Here is a 23,417-nt window from a genome sequence, read left to right on the forward strand (position 1 = left end):
CCACCGCGGCGAGCGCGCCGCCCCTGTCACTGCTGCCGCCCACGGCCGCGGCGCCGCAGGCCGTGCCGCCCCGGCCGGTCCCCGCGCCGGCCCCGGCAGCCAGGGCGGTCGCGCCGGCCGCGGCCGCCGCCGGACGGACGGTGTGGGTGCTGAGCGAGGTGTGGGCACGGGCCGCGCCGCGGCGCGGTGCGGCGGTCGTCGCCACGCTGGAGGGCCGCGAGGCGGCGCAGGCCCTGCCGGGCGACACCCCCGGGTGGACCCGTGGGGGGCGCGGCGGCCGCCCCCTGGGCTACGTCGCCAGCGTCTTCCTGGCCGACCACCCGCCGGACCGCCCGGCCGCCGCGCCGGTCGACACGGGTGGTGCCGTCGTCGTCGGCGGTCGTGGCGGTGGCGGCGACGGTGGCGACGGTGGCGGTGGCGGCGCGGCGTGCCAGGTGCCCGACGGCATCCCGCCGGCGCCCGGCAGCCTGGTCCCGCCGGGCACCGCGGTGCGGGCCTTGACCGACGCCTACATCCGTGCGGCGCCGTCGTGCGGTGGCCGCATCCTCGACGTGCTGGAAACGGGGGACACCGTCACGGTGACCGGCGGCGGGGCCGACGGCTGGTACCGCATCCGCGGCCAGGGCTGGGAGCACGGCTACATCGGCGCCCGGCTGCTCGCCCGGGCGCGCCGGCCCTGACGCACCGCCCCCCCGACCGACCGCCCCCCGACCGGGGGGCGGCGCGCCAGGGCGGGGACGGTCAGCCCGCCATTTCCGGGCGGCGCGCCGGGCGGCCCTGGCCGGCGCGGGGCTGGCGGCGGTGCTGCGCCTGGGGCTGCGGCCGCCCCTGGGCCGGCTTGGCGGCGGTCCCCGGAGCGCCCTTGACGCCCTGGCCCGGCCGGCCGCCACCACCCTGGGGCTTCTTGCGCGGCGGGGCGTTGCCGGCCTGGGCGGCGGCGCGGTGCACCTGGGCGACCGCCTCGTCGTGGAAGCCGTGGCCGTCGTGGACCGGCACCGCGGACCGGATCGTCTTCTCGATGGCGCGGAGGTAGGCCACCTCGTCGGCGTCGCACATCGACAGCGCGATGCCGGTCGCGCCGGCCCGGGCGGTGCGGCCGATGCGGTGGACGTAGCTCTCCGGCTCGTTGGGCAGGTCGAAGTTGATGACGTGGGTGATGCCGTCCACGTCGATGCCGCGCGCCGCGATGTCGGTGGCGACCAGCGCCCGCACCCGGCCCTCGCGGAACTCCAGCAGGGCGCGCTGGCGGGCGGTCTGCGACTTGTTGCCGTGGATCGCCTCGGCCCCCAGGCCGGCCTTGCGCAGATGCTCGGCGACGCGGTCGGCGCCGTGCTTGGTGCGGGCGAAGACGATGGCCCGCTCCACCGCCGGATCGTTCAGCAGCTCGACCAGCAGCGGCCGCTTGTCGGCGCGGTCGACGAACAGCACCCGCTGCTCCACCCGCTCCGCGGTGGTGGCCGGGGGCGTCACCTCGATGCGCGCGTGGTCGGCCTTGAGCAGGCCGCGGGCCAGCCCGGCGACCTCGTCCGGCATGGTGGCGGAGAACAGCAGGGTGTGGCGGTCGGCCGGCACCTGGGCGACGATCTTCCGGATCGCCGGGGCGAAGCCCATGTCGAGCATGCGGTCGGCCTCGTCCAGCACCAGCACCTCGACCGTGTCGAGGCGGACGTGGCCCTGGGCGATGAGGTCGAGCAGACGGCCCGGCGTGGCCACCAGCACGTCGACGCCGCGGGCCACCGCGGCGATCTGCGGGGTCTGGCCGACCCCGCCGAAGATGACGGTGCGGCGCAGCGGCAGGTGGCGCCCGTAGGTGCCGAAGCCGTCGGAGACCTGCACCGCCAGCTCGCGCGTCGGCACCAGCACCAGCGCCCGGGTGGTGCCGCGGGCGGTGCGCTTGCGCGCCGCCATCAGGCGGTCGAGGATCGGCAGGGCGAAGGCCGCGGTCTTGCCGGTGCCGGTCTGGGCCAGGCCCAGCACGTCCCGGCCCTGCAGCAGAAGGGGGATGGCCTGCGCCTGGATCGGCGTGGCGATGGTGTATCCTTCCTCGGCGACGGCGTTCAGCAGCGGCTCGCTCAGGCCGAGGGTCGCGAATTCGGTCATGCTCTCGTTTCCTTGGCGCCCGCGGGGCGGGCGGAGGGTGACCGAAGCGCGGCGGGCGCACGGCGGCGCCGACGAGGATCGGTCTCGCGCCGGACGGCGCAACAGGTCTGCGGGTTGCGGGGACGGGTTCTGGGTCCGCCGTGTGCACCGCAGCGGGTCGCGCACACATAAGCGACCCCGCACCGATTCGCAAGCGACTACGAACAGGACCGGCCGGAACGGCGCCGCCCGGGATGGCGCCGGCTCGACGCCGGGCGCCGGCGCGGCGTAGGATGCCGCCACCCCCTGGGAGGCCGCCGCCATGACCTTCGACTATCTGCTGACCTGCCTGATCGTCGCGCTCGCCCCCGGGACCGGGGTGCTGTTCACCCTGGCCGCCGGCCTGGCGGGCGGGGCGCGCGCCGGCACCGTCGCGGCGCTGGGCTGCACGCTGGGCATCGTCCCCCACCTCGCGGCGGCGGCGCTCGGGCTGGCCGCCCTGCTGCACGCCAGCGCGCTGGCCTTCCACGCCCTGAAGATCGTCGGGGTCGCCTATCTGCTCCACCTCGCCTGGGCGACGCTGAGGGACCGCGGGGCGCTGCGGGTCGAGCCGGGGATGGCACCGCGCTCCGCCGGGCGGACCATCGCCGCCGCCGTGCTGGTCAACGCCCTCAACCCCAAGCTGTCGGTGTTCTTCCTGGCCTTCCTGCCGCAGTTCGTCGCCCCCGGCGACCCGCAGCCGCTGGTGCGGATGGTCGAGCTGGGCCTCGTGTTCATGGCGATGACCTTCGCCGTGTTCGTCGTCTACGCCGTGGCGGCGGCGGCGGCGCGGCGCCACGTGCTGGCGCGGCCGCGGGTGCTGGCCTGGCTGCGCCGCGGCTGTGCCGGCGCCTTCGCCATGCTGGGCGTGAAGCTGGCGCTGGCCGAGCGCTGACGCCGCAGCCCCGTCCCCCTCGCCCCGGAGTCCCCGTCATGAGCCACACCGCCCCGAATCATCCGGCCCCGACTCACCCGGCCATCGTTCCCGGCGCCGTCGCCGTCGTCACCGGCGGGGCCGCCGGCATCGGCCTGGCCGCGGCCACCCGCTTCGCCGCCCGCGGCCTGCGGGTCTGCGTCGCCGACCGCGACGCGGAGCGCCTGGAGGCGGCGGCGCAGGGCCTCGCCGCCGTCGCCCCGGGGGGCGCCGGGGCCATCATGAGCGCGCCGGTCGACGTCGCCGATCCCGCCGCGCTGGCGGCGCTGGAGGCCGCCGTGCGCGCGCGGTTCGGCGGCACCGACGTGCTGATGGCCAACGCCGGCGTGCAGCCCGGCAGCGACGTGTTCGGCCCGGCCGAGGCGTGGGCGCGGGTGATCGCCGTCAACCTGTGGGGGGTGATCCACACCGTCCAGGCGTTCGTGCCGGGGATGCTCGCCGGCGGCCGGCCGGGCGCGGTGATCGCCACCGGCTCCAAGCAGGGGATCACCACGCCGCCCGGCGACCCCGCCTACAACGTCGCCAAGGCCGGGGTGAAGGCGTTCACCGAGGCGCTGCAGCACACCCTGCGCACCACCCCCGGCTGCCGCGTCGCCGCCCATCTGCTGATCCCCGGCTTCGTCTTCACCGCGCTCGCCGCCCGCGGCCGCACCGAGAAGCCCGCCGGCGCCTGGACGCCGGAGCAGACGGCCGCCTTCATGATGGACCGGCTGGACGCCGGCGATTTCTACATCCTGTGCCCCGACAACGATGTGCCGCGGTCGCTGGACGAGAAGCGCATCCTGTGGGCGGCCGGCGACATCGTGGAGAACCGCCCGCCCCTGTCGCGCTGGCATCCCGACCACGCCGACGCGTTTGCCGCGTTCGTCGCCGGCACCGGCCCGGCCGGCCGCGGCTGAGGGGGCGGCCCGCCATGTGGCAGCCCAGCGAGCGCTATCCCGATCCGGCGGTGCAGGAGCTCGACCCCCGCTTCGCCCGCCACCGCATCGTCAACGCCGCCGTGGAGCGGCTGGCGACCGGCACCCGCCACGGCGAGGGGCCGGTCTGGTTCGGCGACCAGCGCTGCCTGCTGTGGAGCGACGTCCCCAACAACCGCATCCTGCGCTGGGACGACGAGACCGGCGCGGTGACGGTCTTCCGCAAGCCCGCCAACTTCGCCAACGGCAACACCCGGGACCGCCGGGGCCGGCTGGTCACCTGCGAGCACGCCGGCCGCCGGGTCACCCGCACCGAGTACGACGGCACCGTGACGGTGCTGGCCGACCGCTTCGCCGGCAAGCGGCTGAACTCCCCCAACGACGTGGTGGTGGCGCGCGACGGCGCGGTGTGGTTCACCGACCCGACCTTCGGCATCGACAGCGACTACGAGGGCGTCGCCGCCGAGCCGGAGCTGCCCACCCATCTCTACCGCCTCGATCCCGCCAGCGGGGACCTCGCGGTGATGGCCGACGACATCGCCAACCCCAACGGCCTCGCCTTCTCCCCCGCCGAGGACCGGCTGTACGTCGCGGAGTCGGGGTCGCGGCCCAGGCGCATCCGCGTCTACGACGTGGCCGGCGGACCCCGCCTGGTGAACGGCCGCGTCTTCGTGGACGGCGGCGCGGCGGGGGCGCCCGACGGCTTCCGCTGCGACCGCGACGGCAACCTGTGGGCCGGCTGGGGCACCGGGCCGGAGCACGACGGCGTCCGGATCTTCGCCCCCGACGGCGCGGCCATCGGCCGCATCGCCCTGCCGGAACGCTGCGCCAACCTGTGCTTCGGCGGCGCCGCGCACAACCGGCTGTTCATGGCGGCGGGCCAGTCCCTCTACGCCCTCTACGTCAACGCCAAGCCGGCCACCCTCGCCTAGCGCCGGACCCGGCCGTGGCCCCCTGCGGCCGGTCGTCTGCCGCGGCGTCCCTGTAGTCCTGGAACACAGGCACCGGCCGCCCCCGGGCGCACCAGTAAAATTGTTGAAAAAGCGCGGCGACCCGGCGATAACCATGGAACTTCGACAGACGACGCCGCGCCGCCGTCTTTGTGACGATTAAATTACACTTCCCTGCAGCGCCTCGACCCGGGGCAGCGGGACGCACGGGGTGACCAGACGATGGAATTCCAGACACGCACCACGACCGACGGGATCGACGTGGCGTTGCGCGGCCGGTTCGAGTTCACCGACCACGAGCGTCTGCGCGACATCGTGGCGCTGCTCGAGGGGCCGGGGCCGGGGGCGCTGGTGCTCGACCTTGCGGAGCTGACCTTCATCGATTCGGCGGGTCTGGGCATGCTGCTGATCCTCCAGGAGGAGGCGGAGCGGCAGAACAAGGCGCTCAGCGTGCGCCAGCCGCGCGGCGAGGTGCGCCGCGCCATCGAGCTGGCCAAGCTGGACGAGATCGTCAGCGTTGCCTACTGAGGCGGCCAAGGCGCCGCCACCCGGCCCCGCAGCCGCCGGCCCGGCCCCCGACCTGGACCCGGCGCCGGCCCTGCTGCCCCACGGCTGCGCCGCCGCCGACATCGCCGCGGCGCTGGCCGGGGGGGCCGCGCTGGTGGCGGAACGCGACGCCGACGGCGCTCCGCCGGCGACCACGCCCGCGGCCCCGCCGCTTGACGCCGGGCTGAGCCTGTCGCTGACCACGGGGACCGCCTTCGGCGTGCGGGTCGCGGTGCTGGTGTGCGACGCCCTGACCCGGCGCGGCGTGCTGGCGATCGACCGCCGCGCCCCGGTGGAGCTGTGCCTGCACGAGGCCGTGGCCAACGCGGTGGTGCACGGCAACCTGGGCATCCCCAGCGACGCCCGCGGCCACGCCGAGGGGCTGCGCCACTACAGCGCGCTGCTGACCGCCCGCCTCGGCGACGCCGCCCTGCGCCGGCGCCGCACCGACGTGCGGGTGCGCTGGGACGCCGCCTGGCTGGAGATCGCCGTGACCGACCAGGGCCACGGCTTCGACAGCGCCGGCGTGCTCGCCGCGGCCGAGGAGGGGCGGGCCCCGGCGCGGGCCCCGGCGCGGGCCCCGGCGCAGGACGGCGACGCCGGGGGGGAGCGGGACGAGGCGGGGCGGGAGGAGGCCACCGCGGCCAGCGGGCGGGGCTTCGTCTTCATGCGATCCCTGGCCGACCGGGTGACGGTGAGCGACGGCGGCCGCCGCACCACCCTGCGCTTCGCGCGCTAGGCCGGGGGCGCCGCGTGGACCCGTGCCTGGCCGACGGCCGCGTCCTCATCGTCGACGCCGACGCCGAGCGGCGCGAGGCGCTGGCGGCGGTGCTGCGCGGCGCCGGGGTCGGCGCCGTGGAGTTCGCCGGCGACGGCGACGACGGGCTGCGCAAGGTCTTCCGCTTCCGCCCCGGCCTGGTGCTGGTGGACGCCGACGCGCCGGACGGCGAGGGGCTGGCGCTGTGCCGCCGGCTGCGCCAGGAGTTCGGGCCGGCCGAGCTGCCGGTGCTGTTCCAGACCGCCCACCCCGGCGACGACCTGCCGGTGCGGTGCTTCGAGGCCGGCGGCAACGACGTGCTGGCCAGGCCGGTGCGGCCCGGGGAGTGCGTGGCGCGGGTGCGCCACCAGCTGGAGAAGCGCCGTCTGTTCGAGGAGCTGGCCGCCTACCGCGCCCGGGTGCAGGGGGAGCTGGCCCACGCCCAGGCCATGCAGCTCTCGCTGCTGCCCGAGCCGGTGCTGGTGGAGGCCATCGGCCTGCGCTACGGGCTGGGCATCGCCGCCCATTTCGAGACCTCGTCGGAGCTGGGCGGCGACCTGTGGATGGTGCGCTCCCTGGACCAGCGCCGCGTCGCCTTCCTGATCGCCGACTTCACCGGCCACGGCATCACCGCGGCCATCAACACCTTCCGCCTGCACACCCTGATGGAGCGCATCCCGATGCCGGTGACCGACCCGGCGCGCTGGATGGTGCGCCTCAACGCCGCGTTGAAGGAGGTGCTGCCGGTCGGCCAGTTCGCCACCGCCTTCTTCGCCATCCTGGACGTGGCGGCGGGCACCCTGACCTATGTCGGGGCCGGCTCCCCCAACCCGGCGCTGGGGCTGCCCGACGGCTCGGTGCGGCTGCTCGACTCGGCGGGGCTGCTGCTGGGCGCCTCGCGCAAGGCCCATTACACCACGCGCACCGTGGCCATGCCGCCGGGCTCGTTCCTGTTCCTCTACAGCGACGCCCTGATCGAGAGCCGCGACGCCGCCGGCCGCTCGCTCGGCCAGGCCGCGGTGCCCGACCTGGTGCGCGCGGCCGCCGCAGCGCGCGAGCGCCCGCTGGACCACCTGCTGGCCCGCGTCTTCGCCGCCGTCGCCCGCCCCTTGCGCGACGACCTCACCGCGGTGTGGATCGCCCGCAACGCCCTTCCGGGCTGAGGCGCGGCGGCGGGCGGCCTCAGGGCAGCGTCAGCCGCCGCACCGCGCACGTCCGCCTTTCACCGTCCAACAAGGCCCGGGGCATGTCTGCCCGGGAAGACGACGCCGTTCATCACCAACGCCGCCCGGCTGTCCCAGGGGATTCAAGGAGGCCCGGGCATTTCTGCCCGGGAAGACATTGCCGAGATGGAGGCGGCCGACGTCGAGCTGCGGTTTCAATGAGGCCCGGGCATTTCTGCCCGGGAAGACCCGTTACGACCGCAACATCGAAAGCGAGCTGCGTTTCCCGTTTCAATGAGGCCCGGGCATTTCTGCCCGGGAAGACTTGGAGTTCGTCGAGACGGGCCGCCAGTCTCTCGTTTGTTTCAATGAGGCCCGGGCATTTCTGCCCGGGAAGACATGCGCGCCTCAGGGCTGGAAGCGTGGAAGACATTGCCACGTTTCAATGAGGCCCGGGCATTTCTGCCCGGGAAGACGATTATCATCATGAGCAAAGAAGTCATCGAAGTCACCGTTTCAATGAGGCCCGGGCATTTCTGCCCGGGAAGACGATGGTCACCCGCCGAGACGACCTGCCGCCATACACCGTTTCAATGAGGCCCGGGCATTTCTGCCCGGGAAGACGCCGACGAAATGCCGGAAACACGCCACGGGGTCGCGGTTTCAATGAGGCCCGGGCATTTCTGCCCGGGAAGACGAACCTAACGATCATCTAGCAAGGCTGTTCAAGCTAGAGGTTTCAATGAGGCCCGGGCATTTCTGCCCGGGAAGACTATGGAGCGAGAAGTCAAGAAGCTCGAGGAACAGGATGTTTCAATGAGGCCCGGGCATTTCTGCCCGGGAAGACCCCCAGGGTTAAGTGAGGAAAAAATGTACAGGTTTTCGGTTTCAATGAGGCCCGGGCATTTCTGCCCGGGAAGACGGGTACCTTACAGCGCTTTGGCGGGGAACGCAAATCCCGGCCGGATTCGAGGGGTCCGCGCCACCACCCCCGGCGCCGGCCCCCGCCGATCCCGTTTCGTTCTGAACGATGTCAAAGAACCCTTGTGAATCAAGGTGTCACGCCGGTGCGAGGGGTGCCGGGGTTTTCGCGTCCACCGGACCCCTCGCAACGGCAGGAACGAACCGGGACCAAGCGCAGCACCGGCGCGGCGCGCCGTCACTCACACGATGATCGCCTCGCGACGGATCGCCTCCAGGGGGCGCCCAAGGCTTTCGATGCGCAGGTCGACGCCGTCGGCCGGCCCGACGTCGACGATCAGCACGTGGTCCTCGGAGGGTTTGATCAGGCCGTCCAGACGGGCGCCCAGCGCGGCGCGGCGGCGCGGCGTGAGGCGGCACTGGAAGACCGAGAGCTGAAGCCAGCGCCCATACCCCGCCATGGCGCGGAAGACGCGCCGGCCGCGCTTGGGGTCGGCGATGTCGTAGGTGACGAGGTAGAGGCGCTCGGTGTCGGCCATGGCGGCGCCTCCCTCAACGCGGGCAATAGTGGGGATAGGGGTCGACCTCCCCCAGGAGATGGCGGGCCAGCAGGCGAGCCTGGACGTGCAGCATGCGGCGCATCGCGATCTGGTAACCGAACACCGGATGGCTCGCCTCCTGGTCGAGACGCCGCTCGAAGGCCCGTATGAGGGTGCGGCGGCCGGTCGGCGTCAGGTTGCAGCCCGGCCCCACCGTCACGAAGTCGCCCGGCCCCAGCTCGCCGTTGTTGAGCACCATGAGAACCGTGGAATCCGCCAGCACCGGCCGCAGCGGCTCCATGACGTCGAGGGCCAGCGCCGGCCGCCCCGGCCGGTCGGCGTGGTAGAGGCCGGCCCAGGGGTCCAGACCGGCGATCTCCAGCGCCGCCGCGCAGGTGCGGGTCAGCAGCGCGTAGGCCAGGGACAGGCAGGCGTTGACCGGGTCGGCGGGGGGCCGGCGGCTGCGGCGGTCGAAGGCGAAGGCGGGCAGCCCGCCCACCGACGCCGTGAAGAGGGCGGGCAGGGCGCGGAAATACACCGCCGCCCCCTCGCCCTCCAGTCCCAGCAGTTCGGGCAGGCCGGCCGCGGTGGCGGTGCGCGCCGCCAGCCGCTTCAGGGCGTCGGCCGCGGCGTCGCGCTCCGCCGCCGGCCCGCGCCAGTTGCGGCGCAGGACGGTGCGCTGGTTGCGCAGCTTCGCGTTCACCAGGTCGCACGCGAAGCGCAGGCGGCGCAGGGGGTCGCCGCGCCCGGTGTACTGCGCCTCCCGGACATGGGCGCTGCGGGGTCCCCGTCCCCCGGTCGTCGCCAGGAACCAGAATCCGCTGCTCATCCAGGCGATCGGCACCTCGGCGCGCACCAGGGCGTGCAGCGCCGGCGTCGACAGCGACACCGGCCCGGCGAGCACCAGCTCCGACACCTCGCCCAGCGCCACCGTGCGCTCCGCCTCGCCTTCGACGGTGATGGTCAGGGTGTCCCCCTTCTTGCCGACCCGGGCGCCGGGTTGTTGGACATAGAGCGGCAGGGCGGCGTCGGCCGCGGGTGGCGGCGTCCGCGGCGCGGCCCCGCTGCGCAGCAGGTTGACCTCGTCGGGCAGGCACACCGGCAGCAGCGAACACCGCGTGCATTTGCGGCTGTTGTCGAGGGGCGGCGGGATGCGCCGCGCCGCCGCGGCCAGCCGCAACCCCGCGGCGGCCTCCCGGGTGCGGGCGCGCAACGCCTCGTCGAACACCACGGGCACCCGCTCCCGGCTTGCGGCGAACCACAGGAACCCGTCCCCGACACGGTATCCGTTGTCCTCCAGCACCAACGCCTGAACACACAGTTGGACCCGTTCCGGCTCGTGGGCGCCACCGTCGACGTGCGGTCGACGCCCCTTCTTGTAGTCCACCGGCGACACCACGCCGTCGTCGCCCTCCACCACATCCAGCTTGGCGACCAGGCCCAGGGTGTGGGACGCCAGTTCCAGGGCGCGGACGGTGAAGGGATCGGCGAGCGCGGCATCCTCCGGCGCCGGCAGCGCACCGGCGGGCGCCTCGATTCGCGCGTGCGCCCGCCGCCCCTCCTCCGTGTCGGCGTTGTCCGCCCACACCCCCTCGACCCATTCCAGATAGGCCAGCCGCGGACAGTAGACCCATTCGTTGACCATGCGCGCCGGCACCAGAAGATCGGGGTCGGCCTCCGGCGGGGCCGGCAGCGGCAAGGAATACTGGTCGGACATGGCGGACTCCTCGGGGGCGGTGGTCCTTCGGGGCATTGGGGGATCGGGTGCGGGTCGGACGGATCGGCCGTGTCGGGCACGGACTGCCCCAGGCCGGAATGGCCGGCGTAGCCCGGGGCCAGTTCGCCGCCGGGATGGTGAGGCAAAACAGGGTTTCAATAAGGCCCGGGCAGTTCTGCCCGGGAAGACGCGCGCGAGAAAATGCGTGTGCTTGAAGAGAGCATGAAGGAGTTTCAATAAGGCCCGGGCAGTTCTGCCCGGGAAGAGTGCGCACGGCCGACCTCATCGTCGTGGCTGACCTCTTTGTTTCAATAAGGCCCGGGCAGTTCTGCCCGGGAAGACCCTCGGTGGCGGTGGCCACGGGGCCGGCGACCTGGACGCGTTTCAATAAGGCCCGGGCAGTTCTGCCCGGGAAGACTAGCACTGCGACGGAGACGCGCACGCGTCGTGTCGCTACGTTTCAATAAGGCCCGGGCAGTTCTGCCCGGGAAGACGCCCGCCGTCCTGTTCTTCAGGGGCGCGGGTAAGGAGTTTCAATAAGGCCCGGGCAGTTCTGCCCGGGAAGACGCGGCGGCCCCGCTCGTCCGGTCCAAGGTGAACGAAGTTTCAATAAGGCCCGGGCAGTTCTGCCCGGGAAGACCGTGCGAGCCGTATCTGACCGCGACCCGCGGCGCCCCGTTTCAATAAGGCCCGGGCAGTTCTGCCCGGGAAGACCCGGCTCGCGCCGGTAGTGGTGGCGACCAACCCTGTTGTTTCAATAAGGCCCGGGCAGTTCTGCCCGGGAAGACATCTGTTCAGAGACGAACCCTGGACCGATGAGGTGAAGGCTTCAATAAGGCCCGGGCAGTTCTGCCCGGGAAGACGTCGACGCCACCGACACACCCGCCGTCAGAATAGCGGTTTCAATAAGGCCCGGGCAGTTCTGCCCGGGAAGACGGGCGGGGGGTGCCTTTTCATCTGATGAGGACGCCATGTTTCAATAAGGCCCGGGCAGTTCTGCCCGGGAAGACGCGGTCCTCCCGGACTGAAGCTGAAGGGTCTATTTAGTTTCAATAAGGCCCGGGCAGTTCTGCCCGGGAAGACACGACTGCCTGGGCTGGCTCGACCTCGACGTCATCAAGGTTTCAATAAGGCCCGGGCAGTTCTGCCCGGGAAGACCCCGGTTCTCCAGGATGATGGTGATGGCGCGCGCCATGTTTCAATAAGGCCCGGGCAGTTCTGCCCGGGAAGACCGGGAGGAACTCGGACGGTGTCGACAGGTTGATCGGGGCGTTTCAATAAGGCCCGGGCAGTTCTGCCCGGGAAGACGAGGCCCATGCGACGGGTGAAGTCGGCAGGAATGTGGTTTCAATAAGGCCCGGGCAGTTCTGCCCGGGAAGACGAGCCCCAAACAGCTGCGGCTGGCCCTGGAGAAGCTGTTTCAATAAGGCCCGGGCAGTTCTGCCCGGGAAGACCTACTCCCCTGCCGTGACTCCCGGCGGAACCTATTCAGTTTCAATAAGGCCCGGGCAGTTCTGCCCGGGAAGACTGTTGTCCTTTGCCGGCTCGGCGAGAGCCTTGGATCGCATGTTTCAATAAGGCCCGGGCAGTTCTGCCCGGGAAGACAATCCGGACTTCAAAATCATCGCCGAACTCTTTGCCAAGGTTTCAATAAGGCCCGGGCAGTTCTGCCCGGGAAGACCGTTGGGGTGGACCCGAGGGTGGACAGAATCGCCCAGGTTTCAATAAGGCCCGGGCAGTTCTGCCCGGGAAGACCCGCGAATGCCAGAGCCAACCCGCACCAGCATGCCAGCGTTTCAATAAGGCCCGGGCAGTTCTGCCCGGGAAGACGTGCGGCTTCAACAGTCTGCCCGACGCCAAGCTCGCGTTTCAATAAGGCCCGGGCAGTTCTGCCCGGGAAGACCCAGCGTGTTGTAATACGCGCCCCAGCCCCCCTGCCCGTTTCAATAAGGCCCGGGCAGTTCTGCCCGGGAAGACCGCGACACGCTCGGCATGCGCAACAACAACCCCGGGTTTCAATAAGGCCCGGGCAGTTCTGCCCGGGAAGACGGGTACCTTACAACACCCTGGTCGGGAAGGCAAATTCCGGGTGGATTCGAGGGGTCCGCGGAGGACCCTGCGAAACCGGCTCCGGGCCGGTCCCGTTTCGTTCTTTTCATGTCCAAGAACCCATGAGAATCAATGGTCTCGGCCGATGCGAGGGGTGCCGGGGTTTTGGCGTCCACCGGACCCCTCGCGGCGGCAGGAACGAACCGTGGCCAGAGTAGCACCGGCGGTCGGCCCCGTCACCCGTTGCTCTGCCCCCGCGAAGCGGGAATGGGCGTCACGCCACGGTCGCCTCGCGGCGGATCACGCGGCGGATCGTCTCGAAGGGGCGGGCCGGGCGCGGAACCACGCCGCCGCCCCCTCGCCCTCCGGGCCCAGCGGCCGGGTCCCTCAGGGCAAGGGTGGAACGGGAAGCGGGGCGGACGGGGCGGCCGTCTCCGGCACGAACAGGCCCAGGCCGAAATGGCAGGCGTAGCCCAGGGCCAGCGGGCCGTCGTGCGGCCGCGGCAGGACGATGCGCAGGAAGGCGCCGGCCCCGTCGGGCCGCGGCACGCCGCCCGGGCGCAGCCGCTGGAAATCCACCGGCCGGCGGGCGCGTCCCCCCACCGCGACCGTGGCCACGGCGTCCACGGCGACGGCGGCGGCCTCCTCCGGCGCGACGATGCCGCGGCGCACCAGCAGGCGCCGCACCTCGGCCGGGTGGCCGCCCCGCTTGAGGTGCCCGGCGGCCAGAAAGGGGGTGGCGCTGGTCCAGACGGCGGCGGTGGCCAGGACCGGCACGGCGGCGGCGACGTCGGCCCGGGCGCCGAACCCCTCCAGGGCTAGCCGCCACTCCTGGCCCGCCGCGGCCGGCCCCCCGCCCGGCGGCCGGGGGTCGGGGCGCACCCACAGCCGGGTGACCGCGTCGAGGGCGGCGCGCGCCGCGCCATCGAAGCCGGCGGCGGCGCACACCAGGATGTGGTCGATGAAGCCGTCGCCGTCGGCGTCCTCGGGCAGCCAGAAGGCGTGCCCGTGGGCGGGGTCGCCGGTCAGCGGCCGGCCGTCGGCGTCCTTGCCGGAGAACACCTCGGGCACCGCGCGGCCCTGGAATTGGGCCATCACGGCCAGCCGCATCAGGGCGCCGATGCGCACCGCGTCCTCGACCCGCGGCCGCGGCCGCCCGGCCAGCACGAAGCGCGCCACGGTCGGCGGCTGCGCGCCGGGCACCGGCCCGCCCCCGCCCGTCAGCTCTTCCGCCCCTCCCCGTCCACGGTCTGGATCACCTCGAAGCCCTCGAACTGGGGGCCGCCGAGGTAGAGGGGCTTGCGCTCGCCGGCGCCGCGGTGGGCGTTGCGGAACGCCTCCGACTTGGTCCAGCCGACGAACGCCTCCTGGGAGGCCCACACGGTGTGGGAGGCGTAGAGGCGGTGGTCGTCGTACCGCGGCCCGCGCAGCATGTGGAACTCGACGAAGCCGGGCACGGTGTGGAGATGCACCTCGCGCTCCAGCCACACCGCCTCGAACTCCGCCTCGGCGTCGAGGCGCACCTTGAAGCGGTTCATCGCGATGAACATGGGGGTCGTCCTCCCTTGGGGTTGCGGCGCCATGCTACCCCAGCGGCGGGCACCGCGTCACGGGCGGGGACCCGGCGCGCCGGTGGACGCCGCCCCTCCGGCTCTGCCATCCTGCCGGCCATGGCACCCCCCCGCGACACCCTCTCCGCCGCCGAGGCGCGGCGCATCGCCCTGGCCGCCCAGGGCCTGGCCGGCCCGCGCCGCCACACCGCCGAGCGGCCGCCCGACGCCCGCCACCTCAAGGCGCTGGCGGCGCGGCTCGGCGTGGTCCAGATCGATTCGGTCAACGTGCTGGCGCGCGCCCACCGCATGCCCTTCTTCAGCCGCCTCGGCCCCTACGCCGACGCCCACCTGGAGCGGCTGGCCTATGGCGGGCGGCGCCGCGCCTGGTTCGAGTACTGGGGCCACGAGGCCTCGCTGCTGCCGGTCGACCTGCACCCCCTGATGCGCTGGCGCATGGCCCGGGCCGAACGCGGCGAGGGCGTCTACCGGCCGATCGCCCGTTTCGCCCGCGAGCGCCGCGCCTTCGTCGACGCCGTGCTGGCGGAGGTGGCGGCGCGCGGCCCCCTCGGCACCTCCGAGCTGTCGGGGGGCGGCCGCGGCAAGGGTTCCTGGTGGGGCTGGAGCGACGGCAAGCGGGCGCTGGAATGGCTGTTCTGGACCGGCCGCCTGACCACGGCGACGCGGCGCCGCTTCGAGCGGGTCTACGACCTGACCGAGCGGGTGCTGCCCGCCGCCGTCCTCGACACCCCGACCCCCGGCGAGGAGGAGGCCCAGCGCGCCCTGCTGCGGATCGCCGCGGCGGCGCTGGGCGTGGCCACCGAGGCCGACCTGCGCGACTACTACCGGCTCGACGCCGGCGACGCCCGCGCCCGGCTGGCGGAGCTGGTGGAGGACGGGGCGCTGACCCCGGTGACGGTCGAGGGCTGGGACCGCCCGGCCTATCTCGACCCGGCGGCGCGGCGGCCGCGGCGCGCCGCCGGCGCCGCCATCCTCTCGCCCTTCGACCCGCTGGTGTGGGAGCGCGCCCGCACCGAGCGCCTGTTCGGCTTCCGCTACCGCATCGAGATCTACACCCCGGCGGCACGCCGCGAATACGGCTACTACGTCCTGCCCTTCCTGCTGGGCGACCGGCTGGCGGCCCGCCTCGACCTCAAGGCCGACCGCGCCGGCGGCCGCCTGCTGGTGCCCGCCGCCCACGCCGAACCCGGCGAGGCCCACGGCGCCGTCGCCGAGGCCCTGGCCGGCGAGCTGGCGCTGCTGGCCGGCTGGCTCGGCCTGGAGCGCGTCGTCGTGGAGGGGCGCGGCGATCTCGCCCCGGCCCTGGCCGCCGCCCTGGCCGCCACCCTGGACGCCGCCCTTCCCGGCGGTGGCACCGCCCCGTCCCCGCCCCTCCCCACCACCACGGACCCCGGCCCCATGCCCGAACCGATCCACCCCGGCGCCACCCTGGACGCCCTCACCGCCGCCGATCCCGGCGCGCTGGGCCGCCTCGCCGCCGTCCATCCCGTGTTCGCCGACCCCGCCGCCCTGCCCGGCGCCGCCACCCTGGGCGAGGTGGCCGCGGCCCTCGACCTGCCGGTGGCGGTGCTGCTGGCCGCCGCCGGCAACGCGATCCACGTCACCGTCACCGAGGGCCGGAGCTGCGGCTGCTCGTGCGGAAGCAAGGACCGCCCGTCCCATTGAGCGGCCGGCACCCGCCCGCGTCCCCCGTTCCCACCGCCGAAGGCCCCGCCATGCTCCGCGCCGCCCTGATCGCCGTCCTCCTCGCCCTCGCCCTGCCGCTCGCCGGCTGCCAGAGCCAGGCGGAACCACCGGCCGCCACCGCCCCGGCCCCGGCCGCCGGCACCGCTCCCGCCAGCTCCCCCATCGCGTCGTCGGTGGGGCCGGAGCGGCCGCAGACGCAGGAGGCCTGCACCGCCGCCGGCGGGCGCTGGGAGAAGGGCGGGCTGGCCGGGGTGGTGCAGTGCTTCCTGGAGCATCCCGACGCCGGCACGGCGTGCAGCGGCGCCACCGACTGCCAGGGCCTGTGCCTGGCCCCGGCCGACGGGCCGCCGCGCTGCCAGGGCACCTACCCGCTGTTCGGCTGCGTGCGCTTCCTCGACGCCGCGGGCCAGCGCGTCGGCATCTGCATCGACTGAGGCCGGATCAGCCGACCCGGTCGAAGCCGATCTGGTTGGCGTCGTAGCGCGCCACCACCCGCACCACGTCGCCCGGCGCCACCGCCACCGGTTCGGGGAAGAAGGCCATGGCCTGCTTCCAGTGGTTGGTGCGGGACCGGCTGCCGGAGTGGTAGACCACCTCCTCGTCCATCTGCAGGTCGAACCAGAAGGCGACGCCGTGGCAGGTGCCGGCGGCGGTCACCGGGACCTCGATCACCCGGCGGCCCTCCTCGGGCATGTTGCGGGTGAAGTCGAACTCCAGCGCCGTCACCGCCTCCGACAGCGGGCTGTGGGCGTCGGCGGCCAGATCGATCTGGGCGTAGCCGGGGGAGCGGAAGACGTCCATCTCGCCCATGTCGAAGCCGTCGATGGCCGCCACCGGGTTGATGCGCGCCAGCTCCGGCGTCTCCACCAGCATGGCGAAGACGGTGGAGGCCCGCGGGATCACCGCCCCGCCGGGCTTCACCAGATGGGTGCGGGCGTGCTGCAGCACCGACAGCATGCGCGGCGCCAGCATGCCGATGTTGATCAGCTCCGACACGAAGACGTCGGCCTTCTCCGGCAAATCGCCGTCGGGCCCGACGGTGAGCCGGGTCGACAGCTTGGGCACCACGCTCACCCGGTCGTCGTAGCCGTTGCGCGCCACCGTCGCCGCGGCGACCCGGGCCAGCACCGGGTTGACCTCGCAGGTCACCACCCGGCGCGCCCCGGCGCGCGCCGCCATCATGGCGACGATGCCCGACCCCGTGCCGATCTCCAGCACCACCGTGTCCGGGCCGACCGCGCGCTCGACGGCGCGGCGGTAGGCGTCGTTGCGCTCGCCGTCGTTGATCATCGGCAGGTGCCAGCCGGGCACCGCGTTGGAGAAGATGAGGCGGCGGGTGAAGGCGACCAGCGGGTGGTCGGGGGCGACCGCGCGGGCCGCCTCGATCGCCTCGATCGCCTCGTCGGCGCGGTCCAGGCTGTGCAGGGTGTGGGCCAGGCCGATGTGGGCCTGGACGAAGGTCGGCGCCCGGTCCAGCGCGGCCTGGAAGGACTCCGCCGCCTCTTCCAGCCGGCCGCCGGTGACCAGGGTTTCGGCCAGCCCGTAATGGGCCTCCAGGTAATCGGGCTGGCGCTCCAGCGCGGCGCGGAAGCTGGCCTCGGCCTCGTCGAGGCGGCCGAGGTCGCGCAGCGCCCCGCCCAGGAAGGCGTGCATCTCCGGCGCCTCGGGCCGCAGCGCCAGGGCGCGGCGGTAGCACGCCTCGGCCTCGGCCGGGCGGCCCAGGACCTTCAGCACGTTGCCCAGGTTGCCGTGGGCCTCCACCAGGTCCTCGTGCAGCGCCAGGACGCGGCGGAAGGCGTCCTCCGCCTCGGCGTAGCGCTCGGTCTGGTAGAGCAGGCTGCCCAGGCTGTTGAAGCCGGAGGGATCGTCGGGAGCGGCGTCCACCGCCTGGCGCAGCAGGTCCAGCGCCGCGTCGGCGTGCCCCCCGGTGGCCGCGATCAGGCCCAGCACGTGCAGCGCCTGGCCGTTGCGCCCGTCGGCCGCCAGGATCGCCCGGCAGGCCGCCTCGGCCGCCGCCAAGTCGCCGCCGCGAAAAGCGCGGATCGCGTCGGAGATGGTGGGCACGGCGTCGGTCATCGCGGGGCTCCCCTGGGGCGCTGGGCGTGGAATCCCAGCACCATAGCCCGAAAGGGACAGGCGCTGTAGCCCCGATCGCGGGGCGGCCGCGGGGGTGGAGCCGGTTGAATTTGCCGCTCAGCGATGAGAATGGCGGCATAGGATCGGCGATAGCCGGACAGCGTGCCAAGTGAAGTGATGGGGCGGGTGAGCGATGACATCACGCAGCGAAAAGTGATGACCGCGCCCGTTAGGGCTCACAGAGGCCGGGATTGCCGATGACCTCGATGGCGACGATCTCGCTCAAGGGCAGGATGAGAACGTTGGGGCGCTGGCCTTGTAGGCTCGTGTAGCCCGGGTAGGCGTAGAGGTTGCGGCGGTCCATGAACACCTTGCGCAGGCAGGTGCTGGTGCCGAGCTGGCCCCGTTCGGAAAGGAAGCCGGCCAGGCTGGAGCCCGCTTTCGCCACCACGATGATCCGCGGGAAGTTGTGGTAGCCGTCGGCGAGCAGCGCCGGCACCTGGCGGGATGCCCGGTCCGACCCGAGCGTCGCGGCAAGGACCAACCCACCCGCGGCCAGCACCGTCAGCAGGAGGGGCATCTCCAGTCTTCGGAGCGCCACGGGCCGTCTTGCCGCCACTGCGAGGACGCCAGCGAGCGCGAGGACGACGGCCAGGACCAGCAGCAGGAGCCACTCGTCCCGGACCACCCAGTAGGCGAAGCCGAGGACGCTCCTGGCATCGAGGCCGTCCAACGCCGACAGGTTGAGGCCGAACCCGGCGAAGAAGCGGTCGGCGTAGGACCAGCCGGCAAGGAAGACCGCGGCGCCGACATAGGCGGTGAACAGGCCGGTCTCGACCAGCAGCTTCACCGCGTCGAAGCCGGACGGCCGGGGAGTCCAGTTCGGGCTTGAAGACCCGTAGTCGGGTGTTGCCGTGCCTGTAGCCCCAGGTGTGCCGGTCATTGCCCAGGCACCGTGTCGGGGATGCGGGGAAGATCGTCCAGTTTCCCCTTAACCGGCGGGTCGCAGGGGTTGCAGGCGCCGTGTCCCGCCTCGACGCGCACGAACATGTCGACCTGATCGACCAGCGCCCGGTCCAGGCTGGTGTCATCTCCACGGCATTTGGTCCGCACGGTGGTGCGGTTCGGAATGACGTTGGCGGCGCATCCGAAGCGGGCGATCTGCCCGGTGACCGGATTTGCCAGGCAGAAGCACTGGTCCGCCGCACCGGCGGCGGTCGGCGCAGCCAGCATCATAGCGAGGACGGTCATGGCCCATAGCGGCCCGATCCTCATCATATTGCATCGCTCGACGTTGCCCATGTACAAACTATACGGGAGAGACTCTGGGCGGCAAATGGGAAAAGGCGGTGTCGATGCGTCTCCTTACTCGCGTTCTCTGTGTGCTTTCGCTGATGGCAGCGGTTCCGGCAATTGCGGCTGAAGGAACCGCGCCAGGGGCGGCGGATGCAATTGCGCGCCGGAACGCAACCGTGGAGGCTGCCTACACGGCCGGGCACTACAGCGAAGCGCTGCGCTTGGCCAGGGACACGTTGACGGAGGCGGAGGCGTCACTCGGTCCTGACCACCCCGAAACGCTGACCACGGTCAACAACCTGGGTCTCTTGCAGCAAACACAGGGGCAATACGACGAGGCGGAACGGTTGTTCCGCCGCTCTCTGGGAGCCTTCGAGCGCGTTCTCGGGCCCAACCATCCCGACACGCTCGCAAGCGTCAACAACTTGGGCTTCCTCTACTACAGCCAGGGCCGCTATGACGAGGTGGAACCGTTGTACCGCCGGGCTCTGGATGCCTTCGAGCGCGTCTTCGGACCCGACCACCCCGATACCCTCACAAGCGTCAACAACTTGGCCGGGCTGTACACTAGCCTGGGCCGCTATCAAGAGGCGGAATCTCTGTTCCGCCGTGCCGTCGAGGCCCTTGAGCGCGTCCTCGGGCCCGACCACCCCGACACCCTTACAAGCGTCAACAACTTGGGCTTCCTTTACTACAGCCAGGGCCGCTATGACGAGGTGGAACCGTTGTACCGCCGGGCTCTGGACGCCTTCGAGCGCGTCTTCGGGTCCGACCACCCCTCCACCCTCACGAGCGTCAACAACCTAGCAGGGCTGTATAAGAGCCAGGGCAACTACGGCGAATCAGAACGTTTGTACCGCCGATCCCTGGAGGCCTTCGCGCGCGTCTTCGGGCCCGACCACCCCTCCACGCTTACGAGCGCCAACAACCTTGGCTTGCTGCACCTGCGTCAAGGCCGCTACGACGAGGCGGAGATTTTATTGCATCAGACCCTGGAGGGCGTCAGGCGTGTCTACGGACCCGATCATCCCGCCACAATCACAAGCGTGAACAATTTGGCCGGACTGTACGAAAATCAGGGTCACTATGCCAAGGCGGAACCGTTGTACCGTCAGTCCCTGGAGGCCTTCGAGCGCGTTTTCGGACCCGACCACCCCGACACGCTCACGAGCGTCAGCAATTTGGCCGGGGCTTATCACAGGCTGGGGCGTTACAATGAGGCGGAACTCATGTACCGGCGGGCCCTGGAGACCCGCGAGCGCGTCCTCGGTCCTAACCACCCCGACATACTAACCAGTGTCAGCAACTTGGCCGGGTTGTACGAGAGCCAGGGACACTATGATCAGGCGGAGTCCTTACACGCCCGTACTCTAGCATCCTACGAGCGTGCCCTCGGTCCGGACCACCCCGATACACTCACAAGCGTCAACAATTTGGCGGGGGCGTACTACAGGCTGGGGCGCTACAAAGAGGCGGAACGCATGTACCTAAGGGCCCTGGAGGCCAGCGAGCGCGTCTCCGGCCCTGACCACCCTGACACGCTCACCAGCGTCAACAACCTTGGCTTCTTGTACTTGAGGCAGGGCCGCTACGGCGAGGCCGAACAATTGTTCCGCCGAGCCCTGGAAACCAAAGAGCGCTCCCTCGGGCGCGACCATCCCGCCACGATCACAAGCGTCAACAACCTGGCCGGGCTGTACGAGAGCCAGGGGCGCTACGGCGAGGCGGAGTCACTTTTTAACCGAGCCTTGCATGATCGCGAGCGTCTCCTCAAGTCCAACCATCCTGACACGCTCGCAAGCGCCAACAACCTCGCTAGCCTTTACACGAAGCAGGAAAATTTCAAAGACGCTGAACCGCTGTTACACCGGGTCCTCAAGGAACGCGAGGGTTTCTTGGGAGTAAATCACCCAGATACGCTACAAAGCGTTAACAACTTAGGCTTCTTGTACTTCCGCCAGGGGCGCTACGACGAGGCTGAACCGTTGTTCCAAAGGGCCCTGGAGACCAGCGAGCGTATCCTCGGCTCTGATCACCCCTCGACGCTCACCAGCGCCAGCAACCTAGCGGGACTGCATGAGAACCAGGGCCGCTACGACAAAGCAGAGACTCTGTACCGCCGAACCCTGGAGGCCCGTGAACACGTTCTCGGACCCGAACATCCGGACAGTATCAGCAGCCGCGGGAACCTCGCTGTACTGCTCGTACGGATGAGACGCGAGGATGAGGCGCTGAGAACGTTTCGAACACTTGACCTGCACTTGTCACAGTGGCTCGACACCGAGGTGCGCTCCACCCGTGCCGCCGCCGTCCGCCGGCGGGCCCTGGCGCTCAACAGCAGGTATCAAGACGTGACGTTCAGCTTTGTGCTGGGTCATCCCGGTCCCCGTCCGGCAGAACTCGCTGCCGACCTAGTCTTGCGTTGGAAGAAACGCCTAGCCCAGGAGGACGCAGTGCTGAGCAATTTGCTTCGGGAGAGTCGCGACCCTTCCCTTCTCGACGCCATCACAGCGGTCCGCAATGGTCGAGGCGCCCTCTCCAACGTCGCCTTTAACGTCGACGTCCCTGGGGCGGAGAAGGTTCGCCTGCGTGAAGCAGTGGAGGCGGCCGAGCATCGATTGAGAGCAGAGTCATCGGAATTTAATCGTAAAAAAATTCGGCATTTTGCAACAACAGGCGATGTAAGAGATGTTTTGCCAAAATCCAGCGCTCTGATCGAGTATCGAATGTTCCGGCCATTTGATTTTCAAACAGGTACTTTCGGAACAAGGAGGGTTCTAGCGATCGTTTTGACATCAAAGACACACCCGCTTGTTGTCGATCTCGGCGAAGCTAGCGCCATCATTACAATGGCTGGCGATATGAACCGTATAGGAGAATCTGCAGAAATTAACTTCGAATTCGATCCTCTGGCACAGGTTGGCTATGAGCGGCTGATTGCGCCGTTGGTCTCACATCTGGCCGATATCCACACTTTGTATATCGTGCCAGACGGGGTGTTACAGGCATTGCCATTCGAAGCGTTAGTTATGGACAATGGAAAACGACTGATCGAGCAATGGCCGATACACATGCTGCACACCGGGCGTGACTTGGTGGCGCGGAACCAGTCGGTCACCGGAGAGGGCTTGGTTGCCCTGGGCGGCATTGATTTCGGACCGGAGAACCCGCCTATCTCCGCTGCAGCGTCGGCAGTGCCGACCGCCCCATCGGTCAAAACGTCCGAACTCACACAGGCGGCGGTAAATGAGACGCTGGCTCAGATCCGTAATTTTCCCGAGATTCCCAAGAGTGGCGAAGAGGCAAAGGTGGTCGCCGAGGCCTACATGGCTTACCGGCCAGATGAGCCGCAGCCGATCCTGCTCTCAGGCGACGCGGCAACCGAGAAGGCACTCAAGGCGCTGGCCGCCCCGCCGCGGGTGCTGCATCTCGCCACCCACGGCTACTACCTAGCCGCCGGCAGTGTCGACGGGCAGCCGCTGCTGCAGTCCGGGGTGGCGCTGGCTGGCGCTAACCGGGGCTTGCTCGCCGAGGCCGGGGCCGATGGCGAGAACGGCATCCTGCACGCCGTGGAGGCGCAAGCTCTGAACCTTTACGGTACGGAATTGGTGGTGCTTTCCGCTTGCAACACCGGAAAGGGGACTATTGATTACTCCGAGGGGCTGGAGGGGCTGCCAAGCGCACTCTATGTTGCGGGAGCTAGAAACGTTCTGATGGCGCTGTGGCCGGTGGGTGACGACGCGGCGTACAACTTCATGGAACGCTTCTACGAAACATGGCTGGCGCAGCCGGTCAGCGATCCAGTCTTGGCGCTTCGCCAGACCAAACTGGAGTATATCACCAGCGCCGATCCGGCACGGCGGGACCCCAGGGTCTGGGCACCCTTCGTTCTCTTCGAAGGATGAATCCCTGAGCGGGTCAGAGTGCTGAAACCGCCCGCCGCCGCCTCGACGCCGGCCGCCCGGGGCGGCTAGGTTACCGACTCATAAAGCGCATCCATATCTTTGCTGAAGCGAGCTTGACGAGAGCGAGGTAATTGGCGTCGTGCTTTTCGAAGCGGGTGGCGACGGCTCTGAAATGCTTGAGCTTGTTGAAGAAGCGTTCGACGAGGTTCTGAGCTGGTCCCCATCGCCCGGACAGTCGGATAAGCTTGGTTCGCCCAGAGAGAGGACGGACC

Annotated in this window: 17 protein-coding genes, 2 pseudogenes and 2 CRISPR repeat arrays; of the genes and pseudogenes, 10 read left to right on the forward strand and 9 right to left on the reverse strand. The window is 71.0% G+C overall.

Translation table 11 applies throughout. From position 1 onward, the window contains the following. The coding region (locus tag AC6H2I_RS12305; protein ID WP_497500934.1) for an SH3 domain-containing protein at window positions 1-680 on the forward strand (680 nt) is incomplete at its 5' end. Window positions 681-741: 61 nt separating this feature from the next. On the opposite strand, the gene AC6H2I_RS12310 is transcribed toward AC6H2I_RS12305, so the two are convergent. After that, window positions 742-2,100, reverse strand: coding sequence for a DEAD/DEAH box helicase (locus tag AC6H2I_RS12310; RefSeq protein ID WP_497500935.1), 1,359 nt, complete (start codon window positions 2,098-2,100; stop codon window positions 742-744). Between the two features lie 301 nt (window positions 2,101-2,401). Between AC6H2I_RS12310 and AC6H2I_RS12315 the strand changes: the two genes are divergently transcribed. The 6 genes from AC6H2I_RS12315 to AC6H2I_RS12340 all read left to right on the forward strand — a co-directional run bounded on the left by AC6H2I_RS12315 (window position 2,402) and on the right by AC6H2I_RS12340 (window position 7,385). After that, window positions 2,402-3,013 carry a LysE family translocator gene (locus AC6H2I_RS12315; protein WP_497500936.1) on the forward strand — a complete coding sequence of 204 codons (612 nt, stop codon included), beginning with the start codon at window positions 2,402-2,404 and terminating at the stop codon, window positions 3,011-3,013. Between the two features lie 38 nt (window positions 3,014-3,051). Beyond that, a complete protein-coding gene (locus AC6H2I_RS12320; RefSeq protein WP_497500937.1) occupies window positions 3,052-3,951 on the forward strand; it encodes an SDR family NAD(P)-dependent oxidoreductase in 900 nt (299 codons plus the stop codon). A 14-nt stretch (window positions 3,952-3,965) separates the two neighbouring features. Then, window positions 3,966-4,901 carry an SMP-30/gluconolactonase/LRE family protein gene (locus tag AC6H2I_RS12325; protein WP_497500938.1) on the forward strand — a complete coding sequence of 312 codons (936 nt, stop codon included), beginning with the start codon at window positions 3,966-3,968 and terminating at the stop codon, window positions 4,899-4,901. Between the two features lie 240 nt (window positions 4,902-5,141). Further along, window positions 5,142-5,447, forward strand: coding sequence for an STAS domain-containing protein (locus tag AC6H2I_RS12330; RefSeq protein WP_497500939.1), 306 nt, complete (start codon window positions 5,142-5,144; stop codon window positions 5,445-5,447). After that, window positions 5,437-6,204: an ATP-binding protein gene (locus AC6H2I_RS12335; protein ID WP_497500940.1), complete on the forward strand. Its 768-nt coding sequence runs from the start codon at window positions 5,437-5,439 to the stop codon at window positions 6,202-6,204. Before AC6H2I_RS12330 ends, AC6H2I_RS12335 begins: the two co-directional genes overlap by 11 nt. Before the next feature lie 14 nt (window positions 6,205-6,218). Further along, the gene (locus AC6H2I_RS12340; RefSeq protein WP_497500941.1) at window positions 6,219-7,385 is read left to right on the forward strand and encodes a PP2C family protein-serine/threonine phosphatase; all 1,167 of its coding nucleotides are present in this window, start codon (window positions 6,219-6,221) and stop codon (window positions 7,383-7,385) included. Between the two features lie 140 nt (window positions 7,386-7,525). Continuing rightward, window positions 7,526-8,307: a CRISPR direct-repeat array (repeat unit 37 nt; unit sequence GTTTCAATGAGGCCCGGGCATTTCTGCCCGGGAAGAC). A gap of 241 nt (window positions 8,308-8,548) precedes the next feature. On the opposite strand, the gene cas2 is transcribed toward AC6H2I_RS12340, so the two are convergent. The 4 genes and pseudogenes from cas2 to hmuQ all read right to left on the reverse strand — a co-directional run bounded on the left by cas2 (window position 8,549) and on the right by hmuQ (window position 14,161). Then, window positions 8,549-8,845, reverse strand: coding sequence for a CRISPR-associated endonuclease Cas2 (cas2, locus tag AC6H2I_RS12345; protein WP_497500942.1), 297 nt, complete (start codon window positions 8,843-8,845; stop codon window positions 8,549-8,551). Window positions 8,846-8,858: 13 nt separating this feature from the next. After that, window positions 8,859-10,598, reverse strand: coding sequence for a CRISPR-associated endonuclease Cas4g/Cas1g (cas4g/cas1g, locus tag AC6H2I_RS12350; protein WP_497500943.1), 1,740 nt, complete (start codon window positions 10,596-10,598; stop codon window positions 8,859-8,861). A gap of 116 nt (window positions 10,599-10,714) precedes the next feature. Then, window positions 10,715-12,611: a CRISPR direct-repeat array (repeat unit 37 nt; unit sequence GTTTCAATAAGGCCCGGGCAGTTCTGCCCGGGAAGAC). A gap of 387 nt (window positions 12,612-12,998) precedes the next feature. Next, window positions 12,999-13,880, reverse strand: a pseudogene (gene csb2, locus AC6H2I_RS12355) (type I-G CRISPR-associated protein Csb2); the annotation flags it as partial. Continuing rightward, window positions 13,832-14,161: a heme-degrading protein HmuQ gene (hmuQ, locus tag AC6H2I_RS12360; protein ID WP_497500944.1), complete on the reverse strand. Its 330-nt coding sequence runs from the start codon at window positions 14,159-14,161 to the stop codon at window positions 13,832-13,834. The pseudogene csb2 and the gene hmuQ, both read right to left, overlap by 49 nt. Before the next feature lie 120 nt (window positions 14,162-14,281). Between hmuQ and AC6H2I_RS12365 the strand changes: the two genes are divergently transcribed. Together AC6H2I_RS12365 and AC6H2I_RS12370 are read left to right on the forward strand one after the other, a co-directional pair. Beyond that, the gene (locus AC6H2I_RS12365) at window positions 14,282-15,847 is read left to right on the forward strand and encodes a winged helix-turn-helix domain-containing protein (protein WP_497500945.1); all 1,566 of its coding nucleotides are present in this window, start codon (window positions 14,282-14,284) and stop codon (window positions 15,845-15,847) included. A gap of 50 nt (window positions 15,848-15,897) precedes the next feature. Then, window positions 15,898-16,302, forward strand: a complete 405-nt coding sequence (locus AC6H2I_RS12370) for a hypothetical protein (RefSeq protein ID WP_497500946.1) — start codon at window positions 15,898-15,900, stop codon at window positions 16,300-16,302. A 7-nt stretch (window positions 16,303-16,309) separates the two neighbouring features. On the opposite strand, the gene AC6H2I_RS12375 is transcribed toward AC6H2I_RS12370, so the two are convergent. The 3 genes from AC6H2I_RS12375 to AC6H2I_RS12385 form a co-directional block, all read right to left on the reverse strand. Beyond that, window positions 16,310-17,944: a tetratricopeptide repeat protein gene (locus AC6H2I_RS12375; RefSeq protein ID WP_497500947.1), complete on the reverse strand. Its 1,635-nt coding sequence runs from the start codon at window positions 17,942-17,944 to the stop codon at window positions 16,310-16,312. 229 nt (window positions 17,945-18,173) lie between these two features. Beyond that, window positions 18,174-18,887, reverse strand: coding sequence for a hypothetical protein (locus AC6H2I_RS12380; RefSeq protein WP_497500948.1), 714 nt, complete (start codon window positions 18,885-18,887; stop codon window positions 18,174-18,176). Further along, a complete protein-coding gene (locus AC6H2I_RS12385; RefSeq protein WP_497500949.1) occupies window positions 18,884-19,246 on the reverse strand; it encodes a hypothetical protein in 363 nt (120 codons plus the stop codon). Before AC6H2I_RS12385 ends, AC6H2I_RS12380 begins: the two co-directional genes overlap by 4 nt. 170 nt (window positions 19,247-19,416) lie before the next feature. Between AC6H2I_RS12385 and AC6H2I_RS12390 the strand changes: the two genes are divergently transcribed. Next, a complete protein-coding gene (locus AC6H2I_RS12390; RefSeq protein ID WP_497500950.1) occupies window positions 19,417-23,145 on the forward strand; it encodes a CHAT domain-containing tetratricopeptide repeat protein in 3,729 nt (1,242 codons plus the stop codon). A 70-nt stretch (window positions 23,146-23,215) separates the two neighbouring features. Here the strand turns inward: AC6H2I_RS12390 and AC6H2I_RS12395 are convergent. Continuing rightward, window positions 23,216-23,356 (reverse strand): annotated as a pseudogene (locus AC6H2I_RS12395) (IS5/IS1182 family transposase); the annotation flags it as partial. Window positions 23,357-23,417 lie beyond the last annotated feature (61 nt).

The sequence above is a fragment of the Azospirillum sp. NS33 genome, assembly GCF_059703765.1.

Bases quoted from the DNA above. Each gene is read 5' to 3' on its own strand.
- AC6H2I_RS12310 (WP_497500935.1), bottom strand. From the start codon at position 2,100: ATGACCGAATTCGCGACCCTCGGCCTGAGCGAGCCGCTGCTGAACGCC.
- AC6H2I_RS12315 (WP_497500936.1), top strand. From the start codon at position 2,402: ATGACCTTCGACTATCTGCTGACCTGCCTGATCGTCGCGCTCGCCCCC.
- AC6H2I_RS12320 (WP_497500937.1), top strand. From the start codon at position 3,052: ATGAGCCACACCGCCCCGAATCATCCGGCCCCGACTCACCCGGCCATC.
- AC6H2I_RS12325 (WP_497500938.1), top strand. From the start codon at position 3,966: ATGTGGCAGCCCAGCGAGCGCTATCCCGATCCGGCGGTGCAGGAGCTC.
- AC6H2I_RS12330 (WP_497500939.1), top strand. From the start codon at position 5,142: ATGGAATTCCAGACACGCACCACGACCGACGGGATCGACGTGGCGTTG.
- cas2 (WP_497500942.1), bottom strand. From the start codon at position 8,845: ATGGCCGACACCGAGCGCCTCTACCTCGTCACCTACGACATCGCCGAC.
- cas4g/cas1g (WP_497500943.1), bottom strand. From the start codon at position 10,598: ATGCCCCGAAGGACCACCGCCCCCGAGGAGTCCGCCATGTCCGACCAG.
- hmuQ (WP_497500944.1), bottom strand. From the start codon at position 14,161: ATGTTCATCGCGATGAACCGCTTCAAGGTGCGCCTCGACGCCGAGGCG.
- AC6H2I_RS12365 (WP_497500945.1), top strand. From the start codon at position 14,282: ATGGCACCCCCCCGCGACACCCTCTCCGCCGCCGAGGCGCGGCGCATC.
- AC6H2I_RS12370 (WP_497500946.1), top strand. From the start codon at position 15,898: ATGCTCCGCGCCGCCCTGATCGCCGTCCTCCTCGCCCTCGCCCTGCCG.
- AC6H2I_RS12375 (WP_497500947.1), bottom strand. From the start codon at position 17,944: ATGACCGACGCCGTGCCCACCATCTCCGACGCGATCCGCGCTTTTCGC.
- AC6H2I_RS12380 (WP_497500948.1), bottom strand. From the start codon at position 18,887: ATGACCGGCACACCTGGGGCTACAGGCACGGCAACACCCGACTACGGG.
- AC6H2I_RS12385 (WP_497500949.1), bottom strand. From the start codon at position 19,246: ATGGGCAACGTCGAGCGATGCAATATGATGAGGATCGGGCCGCTATGG.